Annotated in this window: 20 protein-coding genes; 1 reads left to right on the top strand and 19 read right to left on the bottom strand. The window is 51.0% G+C overall.

Annotated features, from left to right (window positions below):
* Positions 1 to 23: 23 nt before the first annotated feature.
* The 10 genes from B212_RS0108735 to B212_RS0108685 all read right to left on the bottom strand — a co-directional run bounded on the left by B212_RS0108735 (position 24) and on the right by B212_RS0108685 (position 13113).
* On the bottom strand, positions 24 to 719 hold the full coding sequence (locus tag B212_RS0108735; protein ID WP_019910223.1) for an SMI1/KNR4 family protein: 696 nt from the start codon (positions 717 to 719) through the stop codon (positions 24 to 26).
* 9 nt (positions 720 to 728) lie between these two features.
* A complete protein-coding gene (locus B212_RS33780; protein ID WP_019910222.1) occupies positions 729 to 5033 on the bottom strand; it encodes a hypothetical protein in 4305 nt (1434 codons plus the stop codon).
* Positions 5034 to 5219: 186 nt separating this feature from the next.
* Complete coding sequence (locus tag B212_RS0108720) at positions 5220 to 7148, bottom strand: FtsX-like permease family protein (protein WP_019910221.1); 1929 nt, start codon at positions 7146 to 7148, stop codon at positions 5220 to 5222.
* Entirely contained in the window at positions 7145 to 7900 is a 756-nt protein-coding gene (locus tag B212_RS0108715) for an ABC transporter ATP-binding protein (protein WP_019910220.1), read from the bottom strand. The genes B212_RS0108720 and B212_RS0108715 overlap by 4 nt, the downstream gene beginning before the upstream one ends.
* Before the next feature lie 97 nt (positions 7901 to 7997).
* Positions 7998 to 9002, bottom strand: a complete 1005-nt coding sequence (locus B212_RS0108710; protein ID WP_019910219.1) for a sensor histidine kinase — start codon at positions 9000 to 9002, stop codon at positions 7998 to 8000.
* Positions 8999 to 9688: a response regulator transcription factor gene (locus B212_RS0108705; RefSeq protein WP_019910218.1), complete on the bottom strand. Its 690-nt coding sequence runs from the start codon at positions 9686 to 9688 to the stop codon at positions 8999 to 9001. The genes B212_RS0108710 and B212_RS0108705 overlap by 4 nt, the downstream gene beginning before the upstream one ends.
* A gap of 22 nt (positions 9689 to 9710) precedes the next feature.
* Complete coding sequence (locus B212_RS0108700; RefSeq protein ID WP_019910217.1) at positions 9711 to 10604, bottom strand: sensor histidine kinase; 894 nt, start codon at positions 10602 to 10604, stop codon at positions 9711 to 9713.
* 11 nt (positions 10605 to 10615) lie between these two features.
* On the bottom strand, positions 10616 to 11413 hold the full coding sequence (locus B212_RS0108695) for an ABC transporter permease (RefSeq protein WP_019910216.1): 798 nt from the start codon (positions 11411 to 11413) through the stop codon (positions 10616 to 10618).
* Positions 11406 to 12329: an ABC transporter ATP-binding protein gene (locus B212_RS0108690; RefSeq protein WP_019910215.1), complete on the bottom strand. Its 924-nt coding sequence runs from the start codon at positions 12327 to 12329 to the stop codon at positions 11406 to 11408. The genes B212_RS0108695 and B212_RS0108690 overlap by 8 nt, the downstream gene beginning before the upstream one ends.
* Positions 12330 to 12420: 91 nt before the next feature.
* Positions 12421 to 13113 (bottom strand): response regulator transcription factor, encoded by a 693-nt coding sequence (locus tag B212_RS0108685; protein ID WP_232231468.1) that lies wholly within the window; start codon positions 13111 to 13113, stop codon positions 12421 to 12423.
* A 169-nt stretch (positions 13114 to 13282) separates the two neighbouring features.
* Here B212_RS0108685 and B212_RS0108680 point away from each other — a divergent pair, with 169 nt between their 5' ends.
* The gene (locus tag B212_RS0108680; protein WP_019910213.1) at positions 13283 to 13528 is read left to right on the top strand and encodes a (4Fe-4S)-binding protein; all 246 of its coding nucleotides are present in this window, start codon (positions 13283 to 13285) and stop codon (positions 13526 to 13528) included.
* Between the two features lie 81 nt (positions 13529 to 13609).
* On the opposite strand, the gene B212_RS0108675 is transcribed toward B212_RS0108680, so the two are convergent.
* The 9 genes from B212_RS0108675 to B212_RS0108635 form a co-directional block, all read right to left on the bottom strand.
* Positions 13610 to 14308, bottom strand: a complete 699-nt coding sequence (locus B212_RS0108675) for a polysaccharide deacetylase family protein (protein ID WP_019910212.1) — start codon at positions 14306 to 14308, stop codon at positions 13610 to 13612.
* Positions 14309 to 14333: 25 nt separating this feature from the next.
* Entirely contained in the window at positions 14334 to 14924 is a 591-nt protein-coding gene (locus B212_RS0108670; RefSeq protein ID WP_019910211.1) for a YkoP family protein, read from the bottom strand.
* A gap of 253 nt (positions 14925 to 15177) precedes the next feature.
* Positions 15178 to 16167 carry an amidohydrolase family protein gene (locus B212_RS0108665; protein ID WP_019910210.1) on the bottom strand — a complete coding sequence of 330 codons (990 nt, stop codon included), beginning with the start codon at positions 16165 to 16167 and terminating at the stop codon, positions 15178 to 15180.
* Complete coding sequence (locus B212_RS0108660; RefSeq protein WP_019910209.1) at positions 16167 to 17102, bottom strand: alpha/beta hydrolase; 936 nt, start codon at positions 17100 to 17102, stop codon at positions 16167 to 16169. Before B212_RS0108660 ends, B212_RS0108665 begins: the two co-directional genes overlap by 1 nt.
* Positions 17077 to 17538, bottom strand: coding sequence for a MarR family winged helix-turn-helix transcriptional regulator (locus B212_RS31100; protein WP_019910208.1), 462 nt, complete (start codon positions 17536 to 17538; stop codon positions 17077 to 17079). The genes B212_RS0108660 and B212_RS31100 overlap by 26 nt, the downstream gene beginning before the upstream one ends.
* Before the next feature lie 91 nt (positions 17539 to 17629).
* Positions 17630 to 18244, bottom strand: a complete 615-nt coding sequence (locus tag B212_RS0108650) for a TetR/AcrR family transcriptional regulator (protein WP_019910207.1) — start codon at positions 18242 to 18244, stop codon at positions 17630 to 17632.
* A 208-nt stretch (positions 18245 to 18452) separates the two neighbouring features.
* Positions 18453 to 18698, bottom strand: coding sequence for a hypothetical protein (locus tag B212_RS0108645; protein ID WP_019910206.1), 246 nt, complete (start codon positions 18696 to 18698; stop codon positions 18453 to 18455).
* Positions 18699 to 18875: 177 nt separating this feature from the next.
* Positions 18876 to 24848 carry a tail fiber domain-containing protein gene (locus tag B212_RS0108640; protein WP_019910205.1) on the bottom strand — a complete coding sequence of 1991 codons (5973 nt, stop codon included), beginning with the start codon at positions 24846 to 24848 and terminating at the stop codon, positions 18876 to 18878.
* A gap of 48 nt (positions 24849 to 24896) precedes the next feature.
* Positions 24897 to 25079, bottom strand: a complete 183-nt coding sequence (locus tag B212_RS0108635) for a hypothetical protein (protein WP_019910204.1) — start codon at positions 25077 to 25079, stop codon at positions 24897 to 24899.
* Positions 25080 to 25086 lie beyond the last annotated feature (7 nt).

Genomic DNA, 25086 nt, shown 5'->3' with positions numbered 1-25086 from the left:
TCGGCACCAGCCCCACCTTTTAATTACACCTCGAAGCCGATTACAATCCATTCGTCAACTACATCCCAAAAGTTTATCTTGTATCTTGGCTGTTTATTCGTCCACCACAAAGTAGCCAGATCATTATCAAAATTACTATAATCTACTGCAACATAACCACCCATTCCACTTTTAAAGAAACCGAAAGTAGTTTTCAAGTCAATTTGTAAAGGTTCCTCTAACTCCTCTATAATGCCCCATTCATCATTGTCAAAAAATGTTACATCTTCCAGAGGTACTAAGCCCATAGATTCACCCGCATAATAATAAAACCCATTATGAACATTTTCATAAAACTTCCGTATTGACGGGGGGATTTTATCCCAAGATTCTTCTAGCACCTTATGGTTAAACGCATCTTTGGGGCTTCGCCCCTCATAATAGATTTCCTTACTCCCCGTTTTTATCGTATATAAAATAGAGTACCTACCATCTATTTCCATCAATTCAATTTCTTTTAGATGCTCGGACAAATAAGATATAGTGTTACTCAATTCCGCACCCATATGTTCTCTCCACATTGACAGGATAGCTTCAATTCTCGTGGTTACATCAGTTTTGATAAACAAATCGTACCATGCACTTGGCATCCACTCAGGATCAAGTTTATTGATTTGATCAAATGGTATTATTCGCACATTTCTTTTATACTTTCTTAAAAAATCAAGTTTATTTTGCATACTATTATATCATCTCCTTCTATCATCTATATCTTTTTTATTTCGTTCAACAAAATCATCTATTTGTTTTTGTAGTTTCCTTCCCAGTTCTTGTTCTTTTTTGATCATTTCTTCTCTAAATTTAGGGTCAACATCAATATTTTCTTTTTTATACTTCGTCCATTCTGAAAAAGATTTCGATCCCTTTGATTTATTGGCTGATTCACTTAATCCTATAAAGTTATCAGGATTGTTTAATACTTCTAGTTGTTGTTCTTTAGTTAGCTTTTCGAAGCCTTCCATTGTTACTATGCTATTCATAGGCACGATATGGTCTGCTTGAAGTCTTCCTGTTATTTGCTTACCTGGAAGAGCAGGATCAGGAGTTCCTATCTTATCCTCAATGCTTTCATTTACCCGATCCCGTATTTCTTGAGTCGGTGTTTCATCTCTTAGCTCATCATATAGCTCTTTTGAAATCTTTCTATCTTCATACCGAGGCGCTGTACCAACTTCACCCTTCTCCTTAATACTGTCCAAATCAAGCTTACTCTTATCTCCATCCGCACTCATGGAGATCTTTGCCCGCTGATCCTTATCTAATTTATTGAGTTTTTCTAACTCCGCATCGCTAAGGGTGACCGGTTTCTTGCCATCATGTTCAAGCTGCTTCAATTTCTCTTCGTTAACGTTGTCTAGTTTCCCGTCAATCAACAGCACCCAAGGATTAACCTCGCCATACAGACGGATATGCTTCCCTTTGCGCTCCAGCTTAAACTTCTTGAACTTGAACTTCGCAAGAATCCGGCCAAGCAGGGCTTGGAGCTTCTTAGCCCCCTTCATGAACCCTTTTTGCAGGCTCTTGATCACGATTTTGCCATTGCGGATGATCATGCTGCCGCTCTTGGAAACCAGTTTGGCTCCGGTTTTCAAAAGACTCTTGATGCCCTTGGCTCCCGCACCTGCGGCGGCCTTTACCCCTTTGGCCGTTGCCGCTGCGCCTTTCTTCACGGCTTGTCCGGTCTTCTTGAGTCCCTTGCCGAGGCCCTTGAACCCCAGCTCCATCGCCATCTCGACCAGGCCCATCGCCAGCGCTGTTGCCAGCGCGATAGCCGCCGGTTCGATCAGCTTCTGCCAGCCTTGGCTCAGGTACGTGCCGATATAGCCCGAGGCCTGTGCGAGGGTTTGCGCCACGGATACAATCGCCTGCGCTTCCATGACGGTCATGACAATATTCATCAGGACCGGAAGAAAAGCCGTGACCGCTCCGCCTGTGAGAATTTCCGCAGCCACAACGCCGACCAGTATCCCTACAATGGCGGCCAAGAGCTGTAATCCATGGGCTTTCATCCATTTTATTACATATGTTTTGATCTGGTCAAACACCATTTTGGCATTGTTCGCCCGCAGCGACACGCCGTCTGCGATTTTGCCGCCGAGGCTTTGGTTCGCTTTTCCGGTATCAAAATCCGCCATAATACTATCCATCGTATGCGGATCGCTGCTGCCCGGAAGCTGCTTGGTTTCGCCGTCTTTGAGGTTCATGTCCTGGACCAGCTCAGGGTCCATTCCTCCCTCTTCCACCGACTCCATTTCGATGTCGTCTGCGGTAAGCTTCTCTTCCGGCTGCGGCTCTCCCGCTTCCTGGGCTTGCTCTGCTCCGCCTTCTGCGGCACCTGCGCCAAGCGGCTTCGAAATGTCCACACCGAGCAGATACTCCCACATCTTGCCTTCCAAATGGCTGAAGGATCGCTTCGCTGCCTTGCCAAGCGCCCCGATCCGTTCCATCACATCGAGGAACACAGCAATCAGGAGGTTGCCTATGGTGGAGATTAGTTTCGTGTAGAAGTTCTGCACAACAGCCAAAGCCTGATCCACTTTGGTAGCCAGGAAGTCCATGACCTGGGTGACTTTCGTTTTGAGCTTTTGTGCGAGCTGGTTGACGGCTTTGACGGCTTTGTTCACGACGCCGTCAATTTTGCTGCAAATCTTGGCGGCGATGCCCGGGAATTTGGCGAATACGACGGAGACCAGCTTTTTGAGCAGGGTGCCTAAGCCTTTGATCAGGGTGGTGATCAGCTTGCGGCCCAGCTCGATAATGCCCAGCACGGCTTGCTTTGCTTTTTCAAAAATAAACTTAACCGCTTTTCTCAGACCCTCGAAAATGAAGTTGACGGCCTTCTTGACGACTTCGACCACCGCTTCGAGCTTGTCCTTCACCCAGCCGAGGAAGCCGCCTTTTTTCTCTTCTTTGGCTTTTTCCTCTTGATGTTTGCCGTCGGCTTCTTTTTTGGCTTTGCTGTAGGCGGTTGTGGCTTCCTGCTCGGCTTCGGACTGCCGTTTCTTAGCTTCGCGTTCCTTTTCGGTGCGCACGGTGTTGATTTCGCTTTTCTTCTGCTGGGCGGCGGCTCCGGCTTGTCCGGCATAGTCGGCTTCGGCGGCATCCAACTCATGCTTCCACTCACCGCGCAGGGCATTCACTTCGGCCTTGGCTCCGGCCTGCTGGCTGAGCTGCTGCTCCTTGGCTTCGGCTTCCGCCTTCTGGATTTGCGAGTGGCTGTCCGCCTTGGAGAGCGTAACTTTGCTGTCGAATTTTTCTTTTTCTTTATGGTATTCGGCTTGCTTGGCTCCGAGCTGCTTGTTCATCTCCGGGGCCAGCGTCTTGTTGAGGCCGGCGGTCATCTCGCCAGGGATGGCTAAGGATGGCAGCTTTTTGGCAGAAGGAGTGTTGCCGCCTTGCAGCTTTGCGTCCGCCTTCAGAGTCGAGCCATCCGGTTCGGGGAAGATATCATTTTCACCGAACGGGGTGCTGATCTGGCCCATCTCCGCTTGCTTGGCGGCGCCTACTTGCTGCGTGGCTTCCTGGCTGAAGCTCTCCACTTGGGAAGGATCGGCTTCGCCGGTCATGCTGATGCCGGGCGGCTGGGCTGCGGCGGAACGGATTTCGCTCATGATGGCTTCGGGATTTCCCTCTGAGCCGGAGGAGCCGATGTTCATCCGCTCCAGGTTTCCCGGAGCTGCGGCTCCCCCGGTCCGCTTGCTCTTATAGCTCTCTGGAGCAGCGTGCTTCAGCGGCACCGGCTTTCTCCGGGCTTGCAGCACTTTCCCTTTCAGTCCTGTCGGCGCGGGGATCACCGGGAGGGACTGCTTCGCCTTTTGCTTCTGCTTCGCAAAAGCTCCTGCGGAAACGTCAACAGCCTGAGCATACGCATCCCCCATCTGGGTAGGCTGAACCTGGGTCAACTGGTCCAGAATCTGCCCCGGATCTTCGCCGCGGATATTGACCTTCTTGGCCTTGGCCGGGGTTTCCTTGCCGTCCCCGGCTATGGCGCCGAGGGCCGCTCCCAGTGAAGGCTCCTTTGAGGCGGCTTGTTCGGCTTTTCCTGCTTTCTCCGAGGCGTCCTTAGCGCCGTTGGTCCCTTTTCCAGCCTTGCCTTCCTTAGTTTCCTTGCCTTCCTTAGTTTCCTTTCCTTCCTCGGTTTCCCTAGCGTCCTTGCTTCCCTTAGCACCCTCAGCTTCCTTGCTGTCCTTTGCGTCTCCGCCAGCCTTGCCGTCCTTCTCATCCGCTGACTGCACTTCAGCCGGCTCCGCCGCTGGTTCATTCCCGCCGCCCGTAGCCTTGGAAGCAGCCCCCGCTTCCTTCTTCTGCTGAGCCGCTACAGCTTTACCTTCTCCATCTGATTGTCCAGCAGCCGAATTCCCACCGCCTCCTACACTGCCAGGTGAAGCTTCTCCTTTTACAGGGATTTCCAGCAGATTCTTCTTTAAAAATCCCTTTATTTTCTCGCTTGGCTTCGCCTTCTGGCTCGGCTGCTGCTCAAGAACAGCGCTGCTCTGTTTCGCAGCCGCCGCTGCCACACTCTGAGTCTGCCGCACCTGCGACTGCGCCTCATTTGCCGGTTCCACCTTAACCACCGGTGTCTCTTCCACCTGTGCGGGTTGTATGGGTTGTTCAAGTTGTTCAGGTTCGGATTGTGCAGCTTGAAACGCCTCTCCCCCTTGAACCTCTTGAACCTCACCAACCTTCGCCTGATCTCCCGGCCTCTTCCCTTCCAGCTTTCCGCCCGCCTCTCTATCCGTCTTTCCCTCTTTCTTACTGTTCTTTTTCAGCTCGGATAACAACTGAACCACCGCGCGGTGGCCCAGGGTCCGCTGAAGCGCCATCTGATCCTCCTGCGTTAATGAAGACGGGTTCTTGCGGATACGCCGGATAATTTCCACCGGGTCCGGCTGCCGCGCAGCCGCTGGCTTCCTATACGTCTGCTCATAGCTGTATGGTTTATGATAAACGGAAGTCTGTTCCTTTTCCTTGCTCACCTTTACCTGAGACTGCAAGCTAGGTTCCCCCTCTGTAAAAATCAGTCCTATAGAAGATGTAAATCCTATAGCGCTTTTTACAGCCAGGTGGAGAAAGCAATATTTTTTACTCTGAAGAAGACGCCCATATTGGGCGTACTAAGCAAAATGGCTACCGAGAACATCTCGGCAGCCTTTGGTCCATCTGGATATAGCTCGCTGGAGTCACAGCGACTCACGAATCACTCTTTTGTAATACAGCACCGACAGGAACCCGAAAATGGAATACAGCGCTGTATATAGCAGCATGACCAGAATCATTGGCGTGAGCATTTCCGTGCCGAAGAAGAACCAGCCGGACTTGACGGCGAAATAGCTATGGCTCAGGCCAACGACAAGCGGAATCCCGAAATTGAACAATTGCTTGAGCTGAATGCCGCGCAGGAGGTCAACTTGGGTAAAGCCCAATTTTCGCAGAATGGTGTAGCCTCCCTTTTCCTCCTCCCCTTCATCCATTTGCTTGAAGTAAAGAATACAGCCGGAAGTAACCAGGAAGGTCAAGCCCAGGAAGCCGACAATAAACATAATAAGCCCCATATTGTTGCGCTGGCTCATTTCAAACTCATGCTGTGAAAAGCTTGGAAACTCCGGCACCTGATCCGTAAAAATTTGATTGGCCTTGGCTGTCTTGGAGCGGTCGTCAAGCTCAACCCCGTAGTACTCCGCCTTGTCTTTTCCTTTTTGCAGCTTGGGGTCCAGCGCCTTAACCAGCTTCTGGTAGACTGTCTCATCGACAACAAATATGCCTGCGCCTCCGTTGTAAGTGTAGGGGACAATAGATTTCTCGGATATACCCACAAGCGTCTGCTTGATCGTACCGTTCAAGGTCTTAATGCCAACCTCACCGCTATCATTCAGTTTAATCAGCATATCCAGAGCACTGTTATACCCCATAATCCGGACTTCTCCGGGCTTAACATCCAGCCCCTCCAAGCCGCTGTCGCTGACTACGGCAGTAGAAAGAATGGTGTCTTTGGAATTCTTCGGCATAATTTGCGCTGCATCGACTTCTACCATTACGGGCTGCATATGAATTTCTCTGTATTTGATTTGCGCCGCATCCAGCGCCTGCACAAATTTCTCCTTGGCCTCCACCCGTGCAAACCCAAAATCGTTAGGCGAGCTGCTCTTGGCATTCGCTCCGGCAGAATAATATGAGATATAGCTGAGCGACAGCAGCCCGATCGCCAGCGCAGATACCGTTGTAATAATGGTCAGTAAGAGCGCATTCGACTTCATCCGGAACATAATGGATGAGAGCGAAAGTACCTCATTGATCGACAGGTAGCCTTTTTTACTCTTGCGGATGGCATTGAATACGAAGCTGACAGAGCCTTTATAGAACAAATACGTGCCAATAATAACCAGACCAAGGATAAGGATCATCGAGATCATCAGCTCGTTCATGCCGTTTATTTTCCCATTGAAGAGCAAGGTGGATAAGTAATACCCAACCGCGATAAAACCGATCCCGAGCAGGCCCATGACGATCTCCCACACCGGCATTTTCTTAATGCGCTCCTGTGCGGTGGAAGTGACCTTGAACAGGGAGAGAATGCTCTGCCCCTTAATGAACATGTAGTTCATCAGCATGATGAGCAGGTACACCGCGGCAAAAACAATCACAGTCTGCTGCAGCGCCTCGGGCGAGAAGCGGAGCTTGGCAACGGCGTCAATCGCCAGGATTTTGAACAAAATCATCAGAATCAGCCGCGACACCGCAAAGCCCGCACCGATCCCAACGACCAAGGCCCCGAAATAAAGGATCAGGTTCTCCGCGCTCAGCAGCTTGAAGATTCTTCCCTTCGTCAGTCCAATTAATTGAAACAGTCCAATCTCCCGGCTGCGCCGTTTGATGAAAATCGTATTGGCATACAGCAGGAAAATCGCCACAATTGCCACCAGCAGCACCGAGGATGCGCCGATAGCCGCTCCGCCTTTGAGCGTACCAGCGACTTTGTCCATTGAGGGATCATACTGTAGTGTAACGAAGGAGAAATACAGCGCCACACCGAAAATCAGCGCGAAGACGTACAGGTAATAGTTTTTAATATTTTTCCGCAAATTGCGCAGGATGATATAATTCAAGCTCATTGCTGGACACCGCCTAGTACACTCTGGGTCTTGATAATATCATTGAAAAAGGACTGCCGGGATTCATCGCCTTTGTTCAGTTGAGTGTAAATTTGCCCGTCGCGGATAAACACCACACGGCTGCAATAGCTGGCGGCAACAGCATCATGGGTGACCATTACGATTGTGGCCTGACGTTTGGTGTTCATGTCGGCAAGCTTGTTCAGCAGGTCGGAGGCAGACTTGGAATCCAGCGCCCCAGTTGGCTCATCTGCAAAAATAATGCTTGGCTCATGCACAAACGCCCGCGCCGCTGACGTCCGCTGCTTCTGTCCGCCGGAGATTTCCGCCGGGTACTTGTCTTTCAATTCGTAGATGCCCAGCTCGCCGGCCACCTGTTCAAATCTCTGATGGGCCTCTTTCTTGGAAATGCCGGTAATGGAGAGCGGCAGCAGCACATTTTCTTTGACCGTGAGTGTATCCAGCAAGTTATACTCCTGAAAAATAAACCCGAGATGGTGTTTACGGAATTCAGCAAGCTGCTTCTCCTTCATGCCCGTAAATTCCTTGCCTTCAATTTCAATTGTGCCCTGGCTCACCCGGTCAATGGAGGACAGCACATTCAGCAGGGTTGTTTTTCCCGAACCGGATGCCCCCATGATGCCGACGAACTCGCCTTTGTCCACCTGAAGGTCAATGCCCTTGAGCACTTCCTGTTTGTTGAATTTGTTGCCGTACGTTTTATAAATTTTATTCGCTTCAAGAATCATCATGTTTGCCCACTCCTTATCTATAGTTCTATCATAAGCGGGTTTTCTTACGTTTTCCTGCGTTTCGCCGAACAATATGAATAGGCATGTGACATTGTTGTCACATGCCCGTAATCCGCAGAAAGTCATTTTCCCGCGGAAAGGTTAACGTAAACGTTGTGCCCTCCCCGGGCATGGACGCTGCCTGAATGCCGATCAGCAGCGGCTCCGCAACCTGCCTTGTCAGGTACAGTCCCATTCCGGTTGCGGCTCCTTCCTGCCGGCCCAGTGTCGAGGTGAAGCCTTTGTCAAAAATCCGCGGCAAATCCCTCGGATCAATCCCCCGCCCTTGATCCTCAATGGCGAGCACGGCATGTCCATCCACTTCCCGGCTCACAATGAGGATATCGGAGGCTTCGCTGTACTTCACAGCATTCGTCAGCAGTTGTCGAAGCATGAAGCCCAGCCATTTGCCGTCGGTCAGCACCTCTTCTACAGCCAGCGAAACATCAAACCCGATCCCTTTGGGAATACACCATGATTTCAGCGCCCGGATTTCTTTGTTCAGAATCGGCTCAAGCCGGGTGACTCCAATAACCAGATCGTTGCGCATGAACGGAATCCGCTTCTGATGAAGCTGCTGGTCGAGCAAATGATGGAGCCGCAGCCATTCGTACATTAATTGGCTCTGCAGCGTCTCGTCCGGCAATCGCTCGATCATGAGCTGCATGGCGGTAAGCGGGGTCTTGACCTCATGAATCCAGGACAGCAGATCATCCTTCTCCTGCTCCAGCAGACGGAAATTCTGCGCAGACTCCTTCCTGTACCGTTCGGTTTGGGTATTCACCGCTTCCTGCACCAGCCGCTCGAACGGGCTTGCAGCTTCGCTGAATGTGCTATGATCATACACTTCGTCCCAGGCAGCCATGTTTTTATAGAACCGGGTCTCCTTCGAGTATCGGACAAACACAAAAGTAATGCAGACCAGAACATTTAATACGACAATGTACAGCACCGGCAGAAACGGAATTGTAACATCGACATAGGCCACGAACAGAATGATCACCTGCAAGACAACAAGCAGGAGCATCCAGCTCCGCCTTTCCTTTATGTATTTCCTAATCATGGAGCCGCCTCTTCGGTCGCCATATAGCCTTGTCCCACCTTGGTTTCGATACAATCGCTGAGGTCCAGCGGCTCCAGCTTTTTACGCAGCCGGTTCACGTTCACGGTCAGCGTATTGTCGCTCACAAAATGCTCGTTGTCCCACAGGCTTTTGATAAGCTCCTCACGCTCCACAATCTGATTTTTGCGCTCGACCAGAAGCTTCAGAATGAACATCTCGTTTTTGGTCAGCAGCGCTGTGCCAAGGCCGTTCGTAATTGTATTCTTCCCATATTCAATGGTTGCCCCGCGCCAGGTTTTCAATTCAATCCGTTCGGTGTTGTAGTTGTATACCCGGCGCAGCGTGGCCTGGATTTTGGCGATAAGCACCTCGAAATGGAAAGGCTTCTGTATAAAGTCATCGGCTCCGAGCTGCATGGACATTACCATATCACTAGGATGGTCGCGGGAGGACAGAAAAATGATCGGCACATTGGAATGGGCGCGAAGCATCCGGCACCAGTGGAACCCGTCAAAGCGCGGAAGCTGGATGTCGATAATGACCAACTCCGGCTTAACCGCCGCAAATTCCTCCAATACGTTGCCGAAATCCGAAATCCCGTAGATCTCATAGGACCACTGCGCCAAGCGCTCCTTGATCTCACTGAAAAGCGTAACATCGTCTTCGATAAGCATGATTTTGAACAATGAAGCTGCCCCCTTTCGAAATTTATACCGGTAGCTCAACGCGGATCTCAAGAAACCCGTCTTGCATAGCTGCGCTTGTGCTGCCATCAAGCTGTTCGGCCAGGAGCCTGACTATGGACAGTCCGAGACCTGTCGTTCTGCTCTTCGCTTTATTGGCTGTGTAAAAGCGCTCAAACAGCCGGTTCACATCCATTTCGGCAGCATGCTTCACGTGATTACGGAACACAATGACCGCATTCTGCGTTGTCCGAATCTGCACCTCCAGGTCGCCATCGGAATGTGCGATACAGTTGCGGATCAGATTGTGAACAATTCTTACGACCATTTCCTTATCGGCAAAAGCATACACGGGCGCCGCTTCCGCGATATGCACCGCTAAATGCTTGTCTTCAAAGGCTTCTGCGGCTTCCGCCAGGCAATCCGCGACCAGATTCGTCAGATTGATCCGCCGGAGCTCCGGGTCCGGCTCCGCGTTCACAAGGTAGGAGTATTCAAAAAACTGTTCAATCAGGCTGCCCAGTTCATCCGCGTGCTTCCCGGCAATCCGCAGCTTGTCCCGCTCGCCTTCGGACAGATTTCCCCGCTCCAAAAGCTGCTGATACCCCTTGATGGCGGTAAGCGGCGTCCGCAGATCATGGGAGATATTTGCGATCATTTCCTTGAAGCGTTTTTCTTCGCGGATGCTGTCAAGACGGAGGTTCTCCTCCGCCTTCAGGCATTTGTTGATATTGGCCGTCAACCGGTTCAGCTCCCGGTTGATCAGCTCCAGACTAAGCGGCTGCCGCGTTCTTTCACTCAGCCTCTTCTCAAGCTGCCGGTTAATATTGCGTAGCTGCAGCCGGAGCAAGATGTGATACACGGCGAGCAAAATAACTAAAAACACCAAAATGACAACCGCTGTCGTCAAAGCCTTCACCGGCCCTTCAATTACTTGATTTCCGTTCTCCGAAATACGCTGTACGTGATGGCAAGCATCACAAGCAGAAATATCAGACTCACCGCGATTGCCTTGAAAATAACTGCCGCACCTGAATTTATCGTCATTAGCGCATAGTTCCCGCTAAATGGAGTAGCGGCGAAAATACGGTCAAATCGAGGAGAACTGTCCGCCAATCTTCCAAGCTGCCCGCTCAGAATGGACAACCCATAAAAAATAGCAACCACAAGAACCGGCTTCTTGAGCACAAACGCGAGAGGCACGGTAATACTCAATTGTGCCATGTAGACGATCATTAGGGTGAGGCTGATTCCGAGCAGCTTCAATCCCCCAGAAGCAGAAAGGCCGCTGCCCGCTCCTGACGTCATAAGATGAAGGAAACCCAAGGCCACAGAACCCATACTATAGTCGGAATTCGTACCAAGAGCAATCCCCGTTATGATAACATAAGGAAGTAAGATGAACGCCAAGGCACAGCAGAATACGATGGTCTTGCTCACGATGACGGCTCCCCTGCCGCTTCCGGCCGCTATAGCATTATGGATCGTTTTGTTATCAAAATCACCGCAGATAAAGACCCCTGCAATTACCGCTCCGAGAATGCTAATTACGTTCACATCTGAGAAGAGGAACCCAAGGTCAGTTAAACTCTCATCAATCTTGTGTTGCGGGATCAGATAGGCCATAATTGCCATCGCTGCTGCGCTTAATGTCGTGATTCCAAATAGGATTTTGATCGCCATAGCTTTACGTAGTTTATATAAGTCAGCCCAAATCAGATTATACATTGCTGCCACCCCCGATAACAGAAATAAAGTAATCTTCAAGCGTGTCACCCTCAACGGAAAGGTTGGTTACGATAATTCCATGTTCATAGAGGACTCGCGATACTTTTTCTTTGTCGTCCAGGTAATCATAGAGCTTGACGGTATGATCCGGCAGCACGTTGTAGTTCTTCGTATGCAGCCTCATTTCCAGAACACTTGCCAGCTTCGCGGGATTGTCGCAGTGAATCCGAAGATGATGCCTGCAGCGTTCTTCAAGCTGTGCCAGCGTAAGCGTCTGTCTGACCTCGCCTTTATGAAGGATAATATAATCCGTTGCCGTCTGATACAGCTCCGGCAGGTTATGACTTGAAATCAGTATGGTCATTTGCTGATCATCACACAATTGTTTGAGCAGCTTGCGGATTTCCACGACACCTAACGGGTCAAGGCCGTTGATGGGCTCGTCCAGAATAAGCAGCTCCGGATTGCCCAGCAAAGCGATAGCGATCCCTAACCGCTGCTTCATGCCCAGGGAGAAATGCTTCACTTTCTTCTTCCCGGTATCCGCAAGACCGACGAATTCCAGCAGCTCTTGCTCCACTTCCTGATTGGGGATGCCCCGCATAATCCGGTGAAGCTTCAGATTTTCCTTAGCGGTCATACTCAGGGTGATCCCAGGATACTCAATCATGCAGCCCAATCTTTTGCGTTCAGCCTGTAAAGCCTTCTCTCCAGTATGGCCAAAAAGCTCAATGCTGCCGCCGGCAGGAAAGCTCAGCCCGGCAATAAGCCGCATGAGTGTAGTTTTCCCCGCTCCATTCTGCCCAATCAGGCCATAGATTCTGCCGGCTTCCAGTGTAATGGACACATGATGCAGCACACTCTGGCCCCGGTAGCTTTTTGTCAGGTGATTAGTTCTTAGCACAGCTTCTTTCATTTTGCTCACCAGCCCTCTCTGGCTCTACTGTAATTTTCAAAGGTTTAGAAAAGGTTAAGTGCGGCAAAAAGAGGTTCTGAGCATACTACCGTCACTTCTTGTATAACCGGTAGCCCAGGCCCCACACCGTTTCGATATATTCCTCCTGCGGATTGAATTGTCTAAGCTTATTGCGCAGGTTGCTGATATGGGTCTTCACCGCATTGTCATCGCCGAGATATTCATCCTGCCAGACCGACTCATACAGATTGGACTTGGTGAACACCTTGCCGGCGTGCGTCAGCAGCAGCTCCAGGATCATGTATTCTTTTGCCGTCAGCTCCACATCGTTATTGCCTACAGTGACATGCTTGGTGCCTGTATCCAGCAATAAATCTTTGTAGCGCAGAGCTGTGCTCTCCTGCTTCAGCTTACGGGACCGCCGCAGATTGGACTCAACCCGTGCGATCACTTCGCCCAAATCAAAAGGCTTGGTAATATAATCGTCTGCGCCCAGCTTGAGCAGTTCAATCTTCGTGCCGGTCATCCCCTTGGCGGAAATAACGATTACGGGGATATCCGAATATTCGCGCAGCTCTCTAAGCAGCTCGTCCCCGTTCTTGAAGGGGAGCATAATATCGAGCAGAATCAGATCATATTGGTTGCTGCGGATCTCCTGGCTGTCATCAATGCCGGTATAAGAGGATTTCACGAGGTAGCCCGCATCCGCCAAAGCTTCCGCAAGCATCAGATTAACATCCTCCTGATCTTCAATAATAAGAATACTCTCCACCGATCTACCCAATCCCTTCCTTGCTGCAGCTATGGAACATTTAACCAAAATGCCAGAATCATTTTAACACAGAACCTGGGGATGGGGTTATGCCTTCCCTGTATTGTCATGCTTCACTTAACTCGCATTCGGGTAATAACAATTGAAGTATATTTTAAAAAGGCAGGAAGGATGTAAGGAAATGAGCAGTGAACAAAAAGTGTACTACGGCAAGGATATCAACGTTACATTTAATTCGGAGAAATGCATTCATTCCGGTGTTTGCGTTAAGGGCTTCCCTTCCGTCTTTAATCTAAGCAAACGCCCGTGGGTCAACCCGGATGCCGCCACTGCGGAGGAGCTTGCCAGACATATTGACAAATGTCCAAGCGGTGCACTCAAATATGCGCGTCTGAGCGATGAACATTCAACAATGCAAGAGGTCTAAACAACATATAAGTTGGCAAACAGCCTGTAAACCGCACCCCGGGAGGGGCGGGTCTACAGGCTGTTTCAGTTTCAGTTGCGCTCATGCCATTTCATCCAGCCGGACGAATTCCAGATCCCTGGTCTTCAGTTGCTCCAGCGCTTGCTCTAAAGCCTGTAGCATGAAATGCGGCGCTTGCCGGTCCGCTCCTACTGTCTCGCCGCTGTCGTGCAACGCAATAATTGAGCCATCGGTAATCCGGCCTAATAGTGTTGACCGAAGCCTGGTCTGACAGACCCGGCTGCTCCAGTCACCCGGTATCAGCGTCCAGAGAACAATCCGGTATTGCTTGAGTCGCCAGAAATCAAACAGATTGATTAATCCCCAGGGCGGACGATAATGGTCAGGTCTCGTGCCAACAATCGACTCTATAATATCTGCGGAGCGCTCCAGGTGTTTCCGCCGGATTGTACCGGGCAGCATCAGCCAGTTGGACGTATGGCAATAATTATGGATGCCGATCTGGTGGCCTTCCCTGGCCATTCTTCTGATCAAATCAGGATACTGCTCCGCTTGGGCTCCAAGCACAAAAAACGTTGCCTTCACCTGGTGAGCCTCCAATAAGTCAAGCAGTCTTGGAGTGTACTCCGGGTGTGGTCCATCGTCAAAAGTAAAGGCGACCTGCCCGGTGGCCCTTCCTTTACGGATGACACCGAATCCGGCCATGCGTGTGATCAGACTGGGAACGATCATGTATAGAATTACGATGAATAGTATTGCGGTAGCCGTGTATTTGAACATATGTCCTCCCTCACTCCATATCTATTTACCCGGACATTTTCTGTGCAGGCGAGAATCGTTGCTTCAGTGAAGCCCGCGAATGGACCAGCCTCATCGGCACCAGTTGTTCGGTGCGCCGCCCAATCCGCTCCCGCCCTTCCGGGTGCAGCGCAGACAGCAGCAGGCGAAGATAAATGGTCGTCATGCGTCTAAAAAAACCGGGCTGAAGGTTCTGCTGCTCAAAGCCGAGACCATGCGTGAGTCCCCGGTGGAGAAGCGTAATCCCTAATACGGCCTTCACCTGCTTAAATTCGTTTTGCGTCTCAAAGGCCTCATTGATCTGCCGCATGGATTGACGCAGCATTCGCGCCGTCTGGAGCGCAGCCCGGTTCGAGCCTTCGGCTTGAATCAGCTTCAGAATGCTTCCGTTATCAAGATGGAGCTCCCCTACCCACTCCCCCGGATGAATCACCGTGGAATCCTCGCATACGATGGGCTGCCCTCTATGCTTTTTAAGCATTACACTGCATATGCCAAAGTGTGTCGTGCCCGCTCCACGAAACCGTGAACTGAGCGCAAATGCCTTTTCCCATAACATCCAGACCGACTGTACCGTGGTTTTGCTTGGTTTGATCATGATCCCGTTCATCCCCCTAAGTAATCCATTGTCGTCATTAATCCTAATGGTAGCTGCCAATCATTTCTTTTTTCTTAGCCGAATCTTACGATAATCTTAAGCTCGGGCGGTGAGCACCAGTGTCACTGTTCTTTTAGACGTCTGCCATTCGCCAAGCCCTGCAATCTGGAAAATTTGGTTAATCTATCTTCTGCCGGACTGTACACAAAAATAGACCTGGCGCTTCGCCAAGTCTACTTCCATGATGAAAAATTTACTTTATCAGCTTGCCATTCTTATCGGGTGCGATATTCGGAAATAAACGCAGCGCATTGTCCGAATAGATCTGCCTGCGCTGTCCATCTGTCAGCAAGTCCGTTCTGTCCAGGTCATCTGCTAAAGATTTGCAGGCCAAGCCGGGTGTATAAGGATAGTCGCTGCCGTACATGAGATGCTCCGCCCCCGCTAGTGGCAGCAGATTCGCCAGTTGTCTGGGCAGACAGGCTCCGGCAAGGTCATAGTATAGTCCTCGCAGTGCGGCATACATATCCACTGCAGTATTTTCCATATGTCCGCCGAAAGCTGAAGGCATCATTTGAAGAGCCGGGGCAATCCGGTCGGCGAGAACCGGCAGAAATGCTCCCGCATGGGGGACAATAAATTGTATATCGGGGAAGCGGTTCAGGGTTCCTGTTAATATCAGGTTCATAACCGTGCGGGTCGTATCGAAGAAAAATTCCATCATGGGAATAGGCAAAGCTTCCGCTACATGCTCTGGAACAAGGCCCGGTTTATTGGGATGGAGCGTGACTATGGCTTTACGATTGTTCAATTCTGCAAATATGTCCTCCAAGCCCGGATTGCCCAGGTACACTCCCAGCACGTTCGTCGGAAGTGTGAAGCCATCCGCATGCAGGACATCCAGGGCATATTGAATTTCTGCAATACTATACGGAATATCCGGCAAGGGCAAAGAGGCCAGCAGGCCAAACTTCCCGGGATATTTTCTTACAAGCTCCGCACCTTCTTCGTTGGCTATTCTAGCCAGGTCTCTCGCAGCACTGCTGTCTCCAAAATGAATGTGGGGAGAAGACAAGGAGAGTATAGAAGCAGCAATCCCCAAGTCATCCATAGTCTCCAAGTGGATGTCAGGGCTCCATGCAGGAGTAGGAAACCCGTCGGGGTGCGGTCCACAGAATTGAAGCAAAGCCTCTCTATACGCCTGTGGCAGGTAATGGGAATGAAGATCAATTTTCGCTGTCATTACAGTACCTCATTGAAAGCTTTGCTTAATTGCGTACACACCAGGGCCAGGGCGTCTCTTGCTTCCTCCAAGGTCATCTGCATGTTGAAAAAGCCGTGAATGACGCCATCGTATCTTTTCAGACAAACGTCAACTCCGGCTGCTGCCAAACGCTGCGCATACAGTTCTCCTTCATCTCTCAGCGGATCAAATTCGGAAGTAATGATACATGCAGGAGGGAGTTCTCCGAAGCTGCCGGCTAGCAGGGGGGAAGCCAACGGATTCTTGGCCTCGCTTAATTCATTCAAATATTGACGGACAAACCACTCGATGCCTTTGGTGGTAAGTCTGTAGCCTACAGCATTGTCCACCCGCGATTTCGGGTTGGTTTCACCCATTAAATCTAACATAGCGTTAATCATGAGCTGGTATACAAGCTTAAATTCCCCTTTATCTCTGGACAGTTGGCTAATCACAGCCGAAAGGGTTCCCCCTACGCTGTCGCCGCCGATGGCGATTAAATCGGGCAGAATATTTAATTTATCCGCATGATCAGAGATCCATTTCACAATCTGGTAGCATTCTTCCACCGGCTCTGGGAACTTGTGCTCCGGCGACAAGCCATATTCTATGGAGATTACCGTACAATTCGCGGTGTTCACAATCGTGCGGCATAACGGGTCATACACTTCAATATTTCCGAACACAAATCCGCCGCCATGAATCCATATCAAGGCCGGATGAGGGCCAAATCCTGCGGGAGAATAGACTCTGACCCGAGTATCTCTTACGGATGTTGTAACGATAAGATCGTATACAGCTCCAACTTCTTCAGGGCTTCCTTTACAATCGTCCCAGCTTGCGGCGTACCATTCCCTTTGTTGATCAAGCGGCAGCGCATAAAGTTGCTCAAAATCAGTTTCAAGCAGCTTATTCAATGTTGGGTTCAGCGGCATGTTCATACCCTTCTTCCTCAAATGTAGTGAACTCGTCAAGATCAACGTTCATCGCTTGTTCAGCCATCATTTGCAGCCCTCTGGTCACCTGATCCTTTGCCTCTTCATCCATCCCTCCGGTAACATACCTCTCCCACTTTTCCAAACGCTTGTAGAAATAATCCTGATGCTCACTTCCCTTGAGGGTTAAAAAGAGCTGTTTGGCTCTCTTGTCTTCCGGCATCGTTTCCCGTCTGATAAACCCTTTTCTTTCAAGCGATTTGATGGACCTCGCAGTTGCAGCCTTATCAATAAAGAGCAATGAAGATAATGCCTCCTGGTTGATCCCCTCATTGCCGTATAGGTTCATCAGCAGGATGCTTTCCGAAAAGCTGATATCCAAGCTGGCAAAAACGGATGTAATGTATGCCTGAGTTTGTCTGTTAAAGATCCCCACGTATCTGGCTAAAGGTAAAAGCTCCAGTGTGACCGCCTCCTATAGTTGATCGAATCAACTATGTTATAACGCTAAATGTTGATTGTGTCAACTAAGGCCTCTCCGGCTTGCGGTTAAGCGCGGTCAGCAGCGGGCCGTCCCGGACCAGGCGGGTTAAGATCAATGCCAGCTCCTCCGGGGGAAGCGCCCTGCCTGTATCGAACCAATGACGGATCACACCGAAGTGGGCGGAGCTGAAGTAGGCGACAATATAATCGGCAGGAACCGTGAGGCTGTCTTGCTCCAAGTCCCGCATCGGCAGCTTTTCATACATACGTCTCAGGATGAGGGCTCTTAGTCTTTTACCAAAAGCGTTTCCCTCCTGGGCAAAAAAGATAGCGAAAAAACGCTGCTGCTCCGTCATAAAGCGGATGAACTGGACAATCGACGGAAACAGCTCATCCTGTACCCCGCTGCCAAGCAGTTGTTCCGGCTCGCTACGAGCAGGCAGGTTGTTCAACTGCTCTATGATCCGATCCTCCATCTTCTCCATCAGATCGTAAATATCCAGATAATGCAGATAAAAGGTGCCGCGGTTGATCCCCGCCTTGGCGGTCAGGCTCCTTACATTCACACTTTCAATCCCCTGCTCCTCAACCAGCGCAAAAAAAGCCTCGTCAATTAACTTTCTCGTTCTGACCACCCGCAGATCATCGGCTTTGTTCACAAGAACTCCCTCCACTTAATGACACTATTTCGAAATAGTGATTATTCTATATTCAATATGCCCTATTATAATAAACACATAGTTTATAAATCAACACACCGTTTATTATCTGAAGGATGAAATATCCGATGATTTCACACGTATCTTTCAAAAAAGCCGCCTAACCCAGAAGTTGCAGGTTAGGCGGCTTGATGGTTTTGTCCAAGTCTTATTGTTCTCTGCTCTTGATCGCAAAGCTGCGGACCTTCATCCATTTCCCTGCGACGAACTCGTCAATGGTTCCGGTTTTCGTTCTGACGCAGAATTTATGCTGTGTTCCTTTGTCAAACCCCGTTGCTTCATAGAGCAAATCATCGCCTGACTGCCCTTTATAGTAGACCTGTTTCAAGCCAAGCCTGTGGAGCAGTTCCAGCTTTACACTTTCAATATACGTGCGCGAATATTCCTTTGACATCCATGTTCCTCCTGCGGTATCCATCTTCTCATTCCATATCACTTCACTTCTTTGAGGATAACGCAAAAGCTCCAACTTTACACTTTTATTTTGGGCTTCCATCTAACAATGAAGAAGCCCCCACAGTCATATCGCTGCAGGAGCTTCTAAACCCATCCGTTTATGAGCGCATTCCGGTTAAATGCCTGCCAAGGCTGCTACCTGCACTTGCAGCTCGTTAACCTGCTTGCGCATGTCCACAGCTTCTTTTTGCTGCTTCTGCACAACCGTTGTCAGGACGGCGATGATATCCATCAGCACGACAGATTTGTGATCGGAGGTGGCAAAAATGTGCGGCACATCCTCGGCGATGAAGCCGATATTTTGCTGCTTGCCGTTCTCTTCTTTGTAGTTGAAGGTGACTGGCTTCAGCTTATTCAGCAGCTCCAGCGCTTTTTTGGCAGTAAGGCCGGAGATGTTCTCCTTAAAGGTTCTGGAGGAGGTCTGCGCGAGATTGGTCGCCCGCAGGTTCCCGTTCACATCCAGCTTGTAGCCGTCTGTGGCTGTCTTGCCTATCCCCACATTGCTGCTTGAATCTACAGTGATCGCACCCGTCAAAGCAGTTAGCTCATCGTGGGTATGATCACTGTAAGCAAGGCGCTTCATGCCGCCTTCAACACCAACCTGCCATTCATCTCCGGTCTCATCCCAAACAATCTGTGCTTTCTTGTCTTTTCCCCGGTTGACCTCGATGCCCTTGCCAACTGCCAGGCTGCCGCTGATTGCAGCATCCACCGCAGTCAGCTTGCCGGTTAGCGCCGCGTCCTTGGTGGTCAGTGTACCGGTTAGCGTTGCGTCCTTCGCGGTCAGATCACCGCTCACAGCCGCATCGGTCACCGTCAGCTTCCCGGAGACCGCGGCATCTCCCTTCACATCCAGCTTGGCTGTTGGCGTTGCCGTTCCGATCCCGATATTGCCGGAGACAAGCTTCAGCACACCGGTCAGGTTCGCCAGGTCCGTAAGCTCCGGATGGGTATGCCCGCTGTAGGAGAGCTGTTTAAGGCTGCCGGCAAGCCCCATCTGCCATTCTTTAGAAGCTTCGTTCCAGAGAATCTGCGCTTTGGCGTCAGTGCCTCTAGCCACTTCAATCCCTTGACCAAGGGTAAGATTTCCGCTGACTGCAGCGTCCTTGGCGGTCAACTTGCCGTTCACAGTAGCATCCTTGACAGTAAATGCTCCGCTGACATTGGCATCCTTCAGCGTAGCCGTTCCAGTCACTGACGCATCCTTGGCGGTCATTGTTCCATTGACTGCAGCTTCGGTGACAGTCAGTTTGCCGTTAATGACCGCATTTCCGGTCACATCGAGCTTGGCTGTTGGCGTTGCAGTGCCGATGCCGAGATTGCCGGAGACGATCTTCAGCACAGCAGTCAGATCGGCAAGCTCTGGATGGGTGTGTCCTTGGTAAGACAACTGCTTAAGACTTCCGGCAATACCGACCTGCCATTCATCAATCGTTTCATTCCAGAGGATTTGCGCCTTCGGATCTGTACCTCTGCTTGTCTCCATACCCTGGCTAACCGCAAGGCTGCCTGTGAATACGCCATCCTTCGCCGTCAGCTTATTGCTGATTGCAGCATCCTTGGCGGTCAATGTGTTTGCAATTTCCGCCCCGGCCGCATTCAGCTTGCCGGTGAGCTGCGCATCAACTGCTGTCAGCTTGCCGGTGACTGCCACATTTCCGTTCACGTCCAGCTTGGCTGTCGGCTTAGCCGTACCGATGCCGATATTCCCGGAATCTACCGTCATTGCTCCGGACAATCCGGCATATTCAGGATGGGTATGGCCTTTGAACTCAATAGCCTTCAGCGTATTTGCCGCTCCGGCCAGCCATTCGTCGGCAGTTTCATCCCAGATGAGCTGCGCCGGCAGAGCGGTTCCGCCGCGGAATACCTCCAGCCCTGCATTTTTCACAAGCGGGATGTCGCTCGGTTCATATTTGTTGACCACGATAATATTGTCTTCTACGTCCAAATTGGTCGCATTGATCGTTACCAGATCGCCGTTCACTGTTAAATTCCCATCTACCGTCAAATCCTTCGAGAACTTAGCACTTGCAGCACTCAAATCGCCTTTAATCGCTGTATTGCCCTGGACCTCAAGCTTCGAATCAGAATTAGCAGGAATAGTCCCAATCCCTACATTTCCCTTCTCTGTAACACTGAAGGCCGTTTTGTCACCTGTAGCTTTCACTTCCACCAGCGTAGTCGGCTTCAATGTCCCAATCCCTATATTTCCTGTCTTGGTCACACTGAAGGCCGTTTTGTCTGTAGCTCTGACATCCATCACCGTCAACTCGTCCGGCGCTGATGTCCCGATCCCTACATTTCCCTTCCCGGTCACACTGAAGGCCGTTTTGTCACCTGTTATTCTGACATCCACTAACGCGAGCGGATGCGAAGTCCCGATACCGACATTCCCCACTGTGTTGGAATAGATGGCAACAGTGTCCCCAAGCTCGTTATACAGCGCGTTCTGTCTGCCTTTACCTGTGCCAAACTCATACTTTGTTGTCCCGTCCCCATAGAACCAGGCATTCCGCTCGTTGTCCCATTCAATGCGCGGATTGGGCAGTAGCGCTCCAGTCTTATCCAGACCGACCGGCACTTCAATGCCGTGAGCAAAAAGGCTTCCCTCCACCACCACGTTGTTACTCACATTAACATCCACCGCGCTAATTCCCTTGTTAAAGGTAGTGTCTCCTTCAAAAACCGCTTCTTTACGAGCAGTCATCTTGCCTGAGAAGGAAGCGGCTCCGGCGATTTCCGCCTCTGTCCGGAAGATCGCCTTGCCGGCCACATCCAGCACCTCGGTCGGATTTTCGGTGCCCACCCCCATCTTTCCGCTGCGCGTCAGACTGAGGACGGTTTTACCCGCGGTCCCCAGCTTCCAGCGGTCCTTCGCCCACTTGATCTGGGCACTGGTCTCCGTTCCTTGGGCAACCTCAAGCCCATCGCCAACACTCACTGTTCCGGCAATCGCGGCACTGGCAGCGGTAACCGCCCCAAGAATATTGGCGCTGGCGGCTTCCAGGCCGCCGGAGGCAACGACATTGCCGGCTTTATCGACAGTCAATGCTTTCTCACCGGAGGTCCCGATCTTCCACAGGTCCTTGTCTTCATCCCAGGCTATTTGAGCTGCGGGCTGGCCGGTGCCACGGAAGATCTCCATTCCCCCGCCGGAGATTGAGGACACAGCATCATCATTTCTGTTGAGCGTAATCAGCGGGCTGCCGATCTCCAGCTCATCTGTATGAATGCTGGCCGAAACGCCTCTGACCTCAAGGTTCCCGGCCACGGTAAGATTGCTGCCGACAGTGAGGTCATGATGAACATCCACATCGCCGTCCGCGCTGGCGCTGAGTGCGAGAATGTCGGTCTGCGGATTGTATAGCTGGCTGTGGATATGCAGGGAATCTGCACTCGCCTTTTGCGTCAGCTTATCCCAAGAGCTGCCGCTTGCGATATTTTCCAGCGCGCTGCCGGTGCCCACCTTCCATTTCCGCTCGCTCTCACTCCAGATGATTTTGGCGGCAGGCTGCGATTCGCCGCGGTATACCTCAAGCCCGCTCTCATTCACTGGGGGAGTTTCGCCTTCGAATTTGTTAATCTTGATCATATTATCGGTAATGACCAGATCTTTCTTCTCGACGGTTGTGGTCGTTCCCTTGACGATCAGGTTGCCGGCCACGGTTACCAAGCCATCCACCGCCAGACCGCCGGTAATATCCGCGCCGTTGTTCACGCTGAGCGTTCCCTTTACTTCAGCATCATTTGTAATCTCTATATTCCCCTCGGCGTTCACCTCGATCGCCGTTGTGCCTTTGCTGTCACTGAGCGAGTTATGTCTGTGCAGTCCGTCGGCATCTGAATTTACGCCTCCGGTTAATGCATCCCAATTCTTGCCGTAAGCAATATTGGACAGCTCGTCTCCCAGCCCCAGCTTCCATCTGCCTTCACTCTCGTTCCAGACCAGCTTGGCGCTGGGGTTCTTCTCGCCACGGTACACCTCAATGCTGCTCTCATTCAAGGTGGAGCTTACTCCTTTGAATTTATTCAGCTCGATGCGGTTGCTGGTAACCACCAGCTCCTCTTTGTTGACATATGTGGTTTTGCCCTTTACGGTGAGGTTTCCTTCAATGGTTGCAGAGCCGCCCACATTCAGATCGGCCTTCAGATCAGCATTGCCTTTACCGGACAGCGTTCCGCCGATCTCCACATTCCCGGAAGCCGACAGCTTGCCCTGATCATCTACGGACACTACGGTACCTCCTGAGGAGGTGCTCAGTGTACTGTGCTTGTGAGCTTTATCAGCTACGGAGCCGTTCGTCAGCGAATCCCACTTGTTGCCATACGGAATGTCGGACAGGCTGCCTTCAATACCGATTTTCCACTTGCGCTCTGTCTCATTCCATTCCATCCGGGCACTTGGATTCTGGCTTCCCCGGTAGACGCCCAGACCACCTTTGCTGTCCAGGGTGTTATTCCCGGTCTTGTTCACCGTAATGAAGCTGTCCGCCACTTCCTGCTCAATCTTCTTGATGACAACCTCTTCTTCTCTAACGATCAGCTTGTTCACTGTAAGCGTCTCGCCAACCATCAGCTCATGCGGAATAGTTACGTTCCCGTCAGCGCCGATTTCCAGCGCCAGCAGACTTTTATCCTCATTATGGAATTGTCTGTGGGTATGCAGGGCATCCGCATTGCTGCTCCCGCCGGTCAGCTCTTCCCACTGCTTCCCGTCAGGAATGTTGGTCATATCGCCGTTTACCGTACCAATCTGCCACGATTTCTCCTGCTCATTCCAGGCAATCTTGGCGTTCGGCAGCGTTTCTCCACGGGATACCTCCAGTCCCCCGTCCTTGGCTACAAGACTCCCGTTCACGGTTAAGGTGTTCTCAATGACAATATTCCCCTTCGGGTCGCTGCGAAGCACCGGGTCTCCGGCTGCCGAATGAAGCTGGCTGTGAACGTGCAGGCTGTCCGCATTGACCCCGCCATGCAGCTTCTCCCAGTCAGCGCCGTAAGCCACCTTATACATTCCGCCGTCCGGCTGACCCTCCTTCTGGTCCGTTCCGATCTTCCAGGCTTTATCTTTCTCATCCCACACCAGCTTGGCACTCGGCTCATCCTTGCGGATGATCTCGATGCCGCTGCTGGTCTTGTCATTGGCATTTTTATTGAGTGTAACCATATTCCCGCCAATGACCACCTGCGGAACATCCAGTACCGCCATCCCCCCGCTGACATCAAGCCCAGCTTTTGCCGAGAGCGGACCTGCCACAGTGGCAGAACCGGACATGTCCACATCCCCGGAGGCGTTAACCTTGAAGGCCATCTCACTGCCGGCTTTAACCGTCAGCTCCCCGTTGACTTCAACCGCTCCATGGGTGTTGAGTGCACCGGATTTAATTGTCCCCGTGAACTCTGTCAGAGAGGCATGAACATTGAGGTTGTTCCCCTCATTGCCCTTTTCATCCACAGAGATGTCGAAAAAGGGCAGCGCAGGGTCTTCTTTTGAACCAATGATTATTTTCTTGGCCTTCAGCGTGGTTCCGCCTACCGCTCTGATCCGCAGGGGCTCTCCATCCACATCTGTATCATAGATCCCGTCGATGCCCAAGGTTCCGTCCTGGTTATGCTTCATGGTCACGCGGGCCAGCAGAATATCCGTCTGGACATCTGTGGGCTTCTTGGAGCTGGCTTTGAGCTCTGAAACCTCCCACACATGAATTTCCTTGCCCCCGCCTTTGATGAGGTCCTTATCCGCCAGCTCTTCCTTATAGTTCACTGAAATATAGATTTGATCCGAGGTGCTGTAGCCCGATAAATCGAGCACCCTTGCCGGATGGGCATCACTGATTATAATTTCCTGGCTGATTTCTTCATTGTTGTCCAGGTCAATGACTCTGTTCAAGGCGAAGCCCGGCGTTATCTCAATTTTGGTCTGCTCTTTCTTCACAACTTCGAGACCTGTGACAACTCCCCAATCATGAAAATAACGGTTGTGAAGGCGCTGTAAACGCTTGTGGTGATCCTGATCCAGCGTCAAATCATCTTCCTTCAGCAAAAGTCCGTTGAAATAATGCATGCGTTTCATGTCCTTTGGCACAATCCCACTCCTCCCGGCTTTTCAAATATGCGGCTATACGGCGTTTGTTCAGGCCTGGGCAGACTCTTCTTCCCCGGCAACTAATTCCTCCAGTGCCTGGATCGCACCGCTGATGCGCATAATGGTGTAACCCAGATTGCTGCGTTTCTCATCCAGCTCCTGCATCATCCGCTGCCCGGATTCCATTTCTGCTTTCAATTCGTTAATACGTGCTTCTACTTGTTCTTTCATAGCGTTC

Origin of the sequence: Paenibacillus sp. HW567, assembly GCF_000374185.1 — a bacterium.
In the GTDB taxonomy this organism is placed as follows: domain Bacteria; phylum Bacillota; class Bacilli; order Paenibacillales; family Paenibacillaceae; genus Paenibacillus_AQ.
Note: the sequence above shows the minus strand (reverse complement) of the source record. Positions and strands in the feature narration are given on the sequence as shown.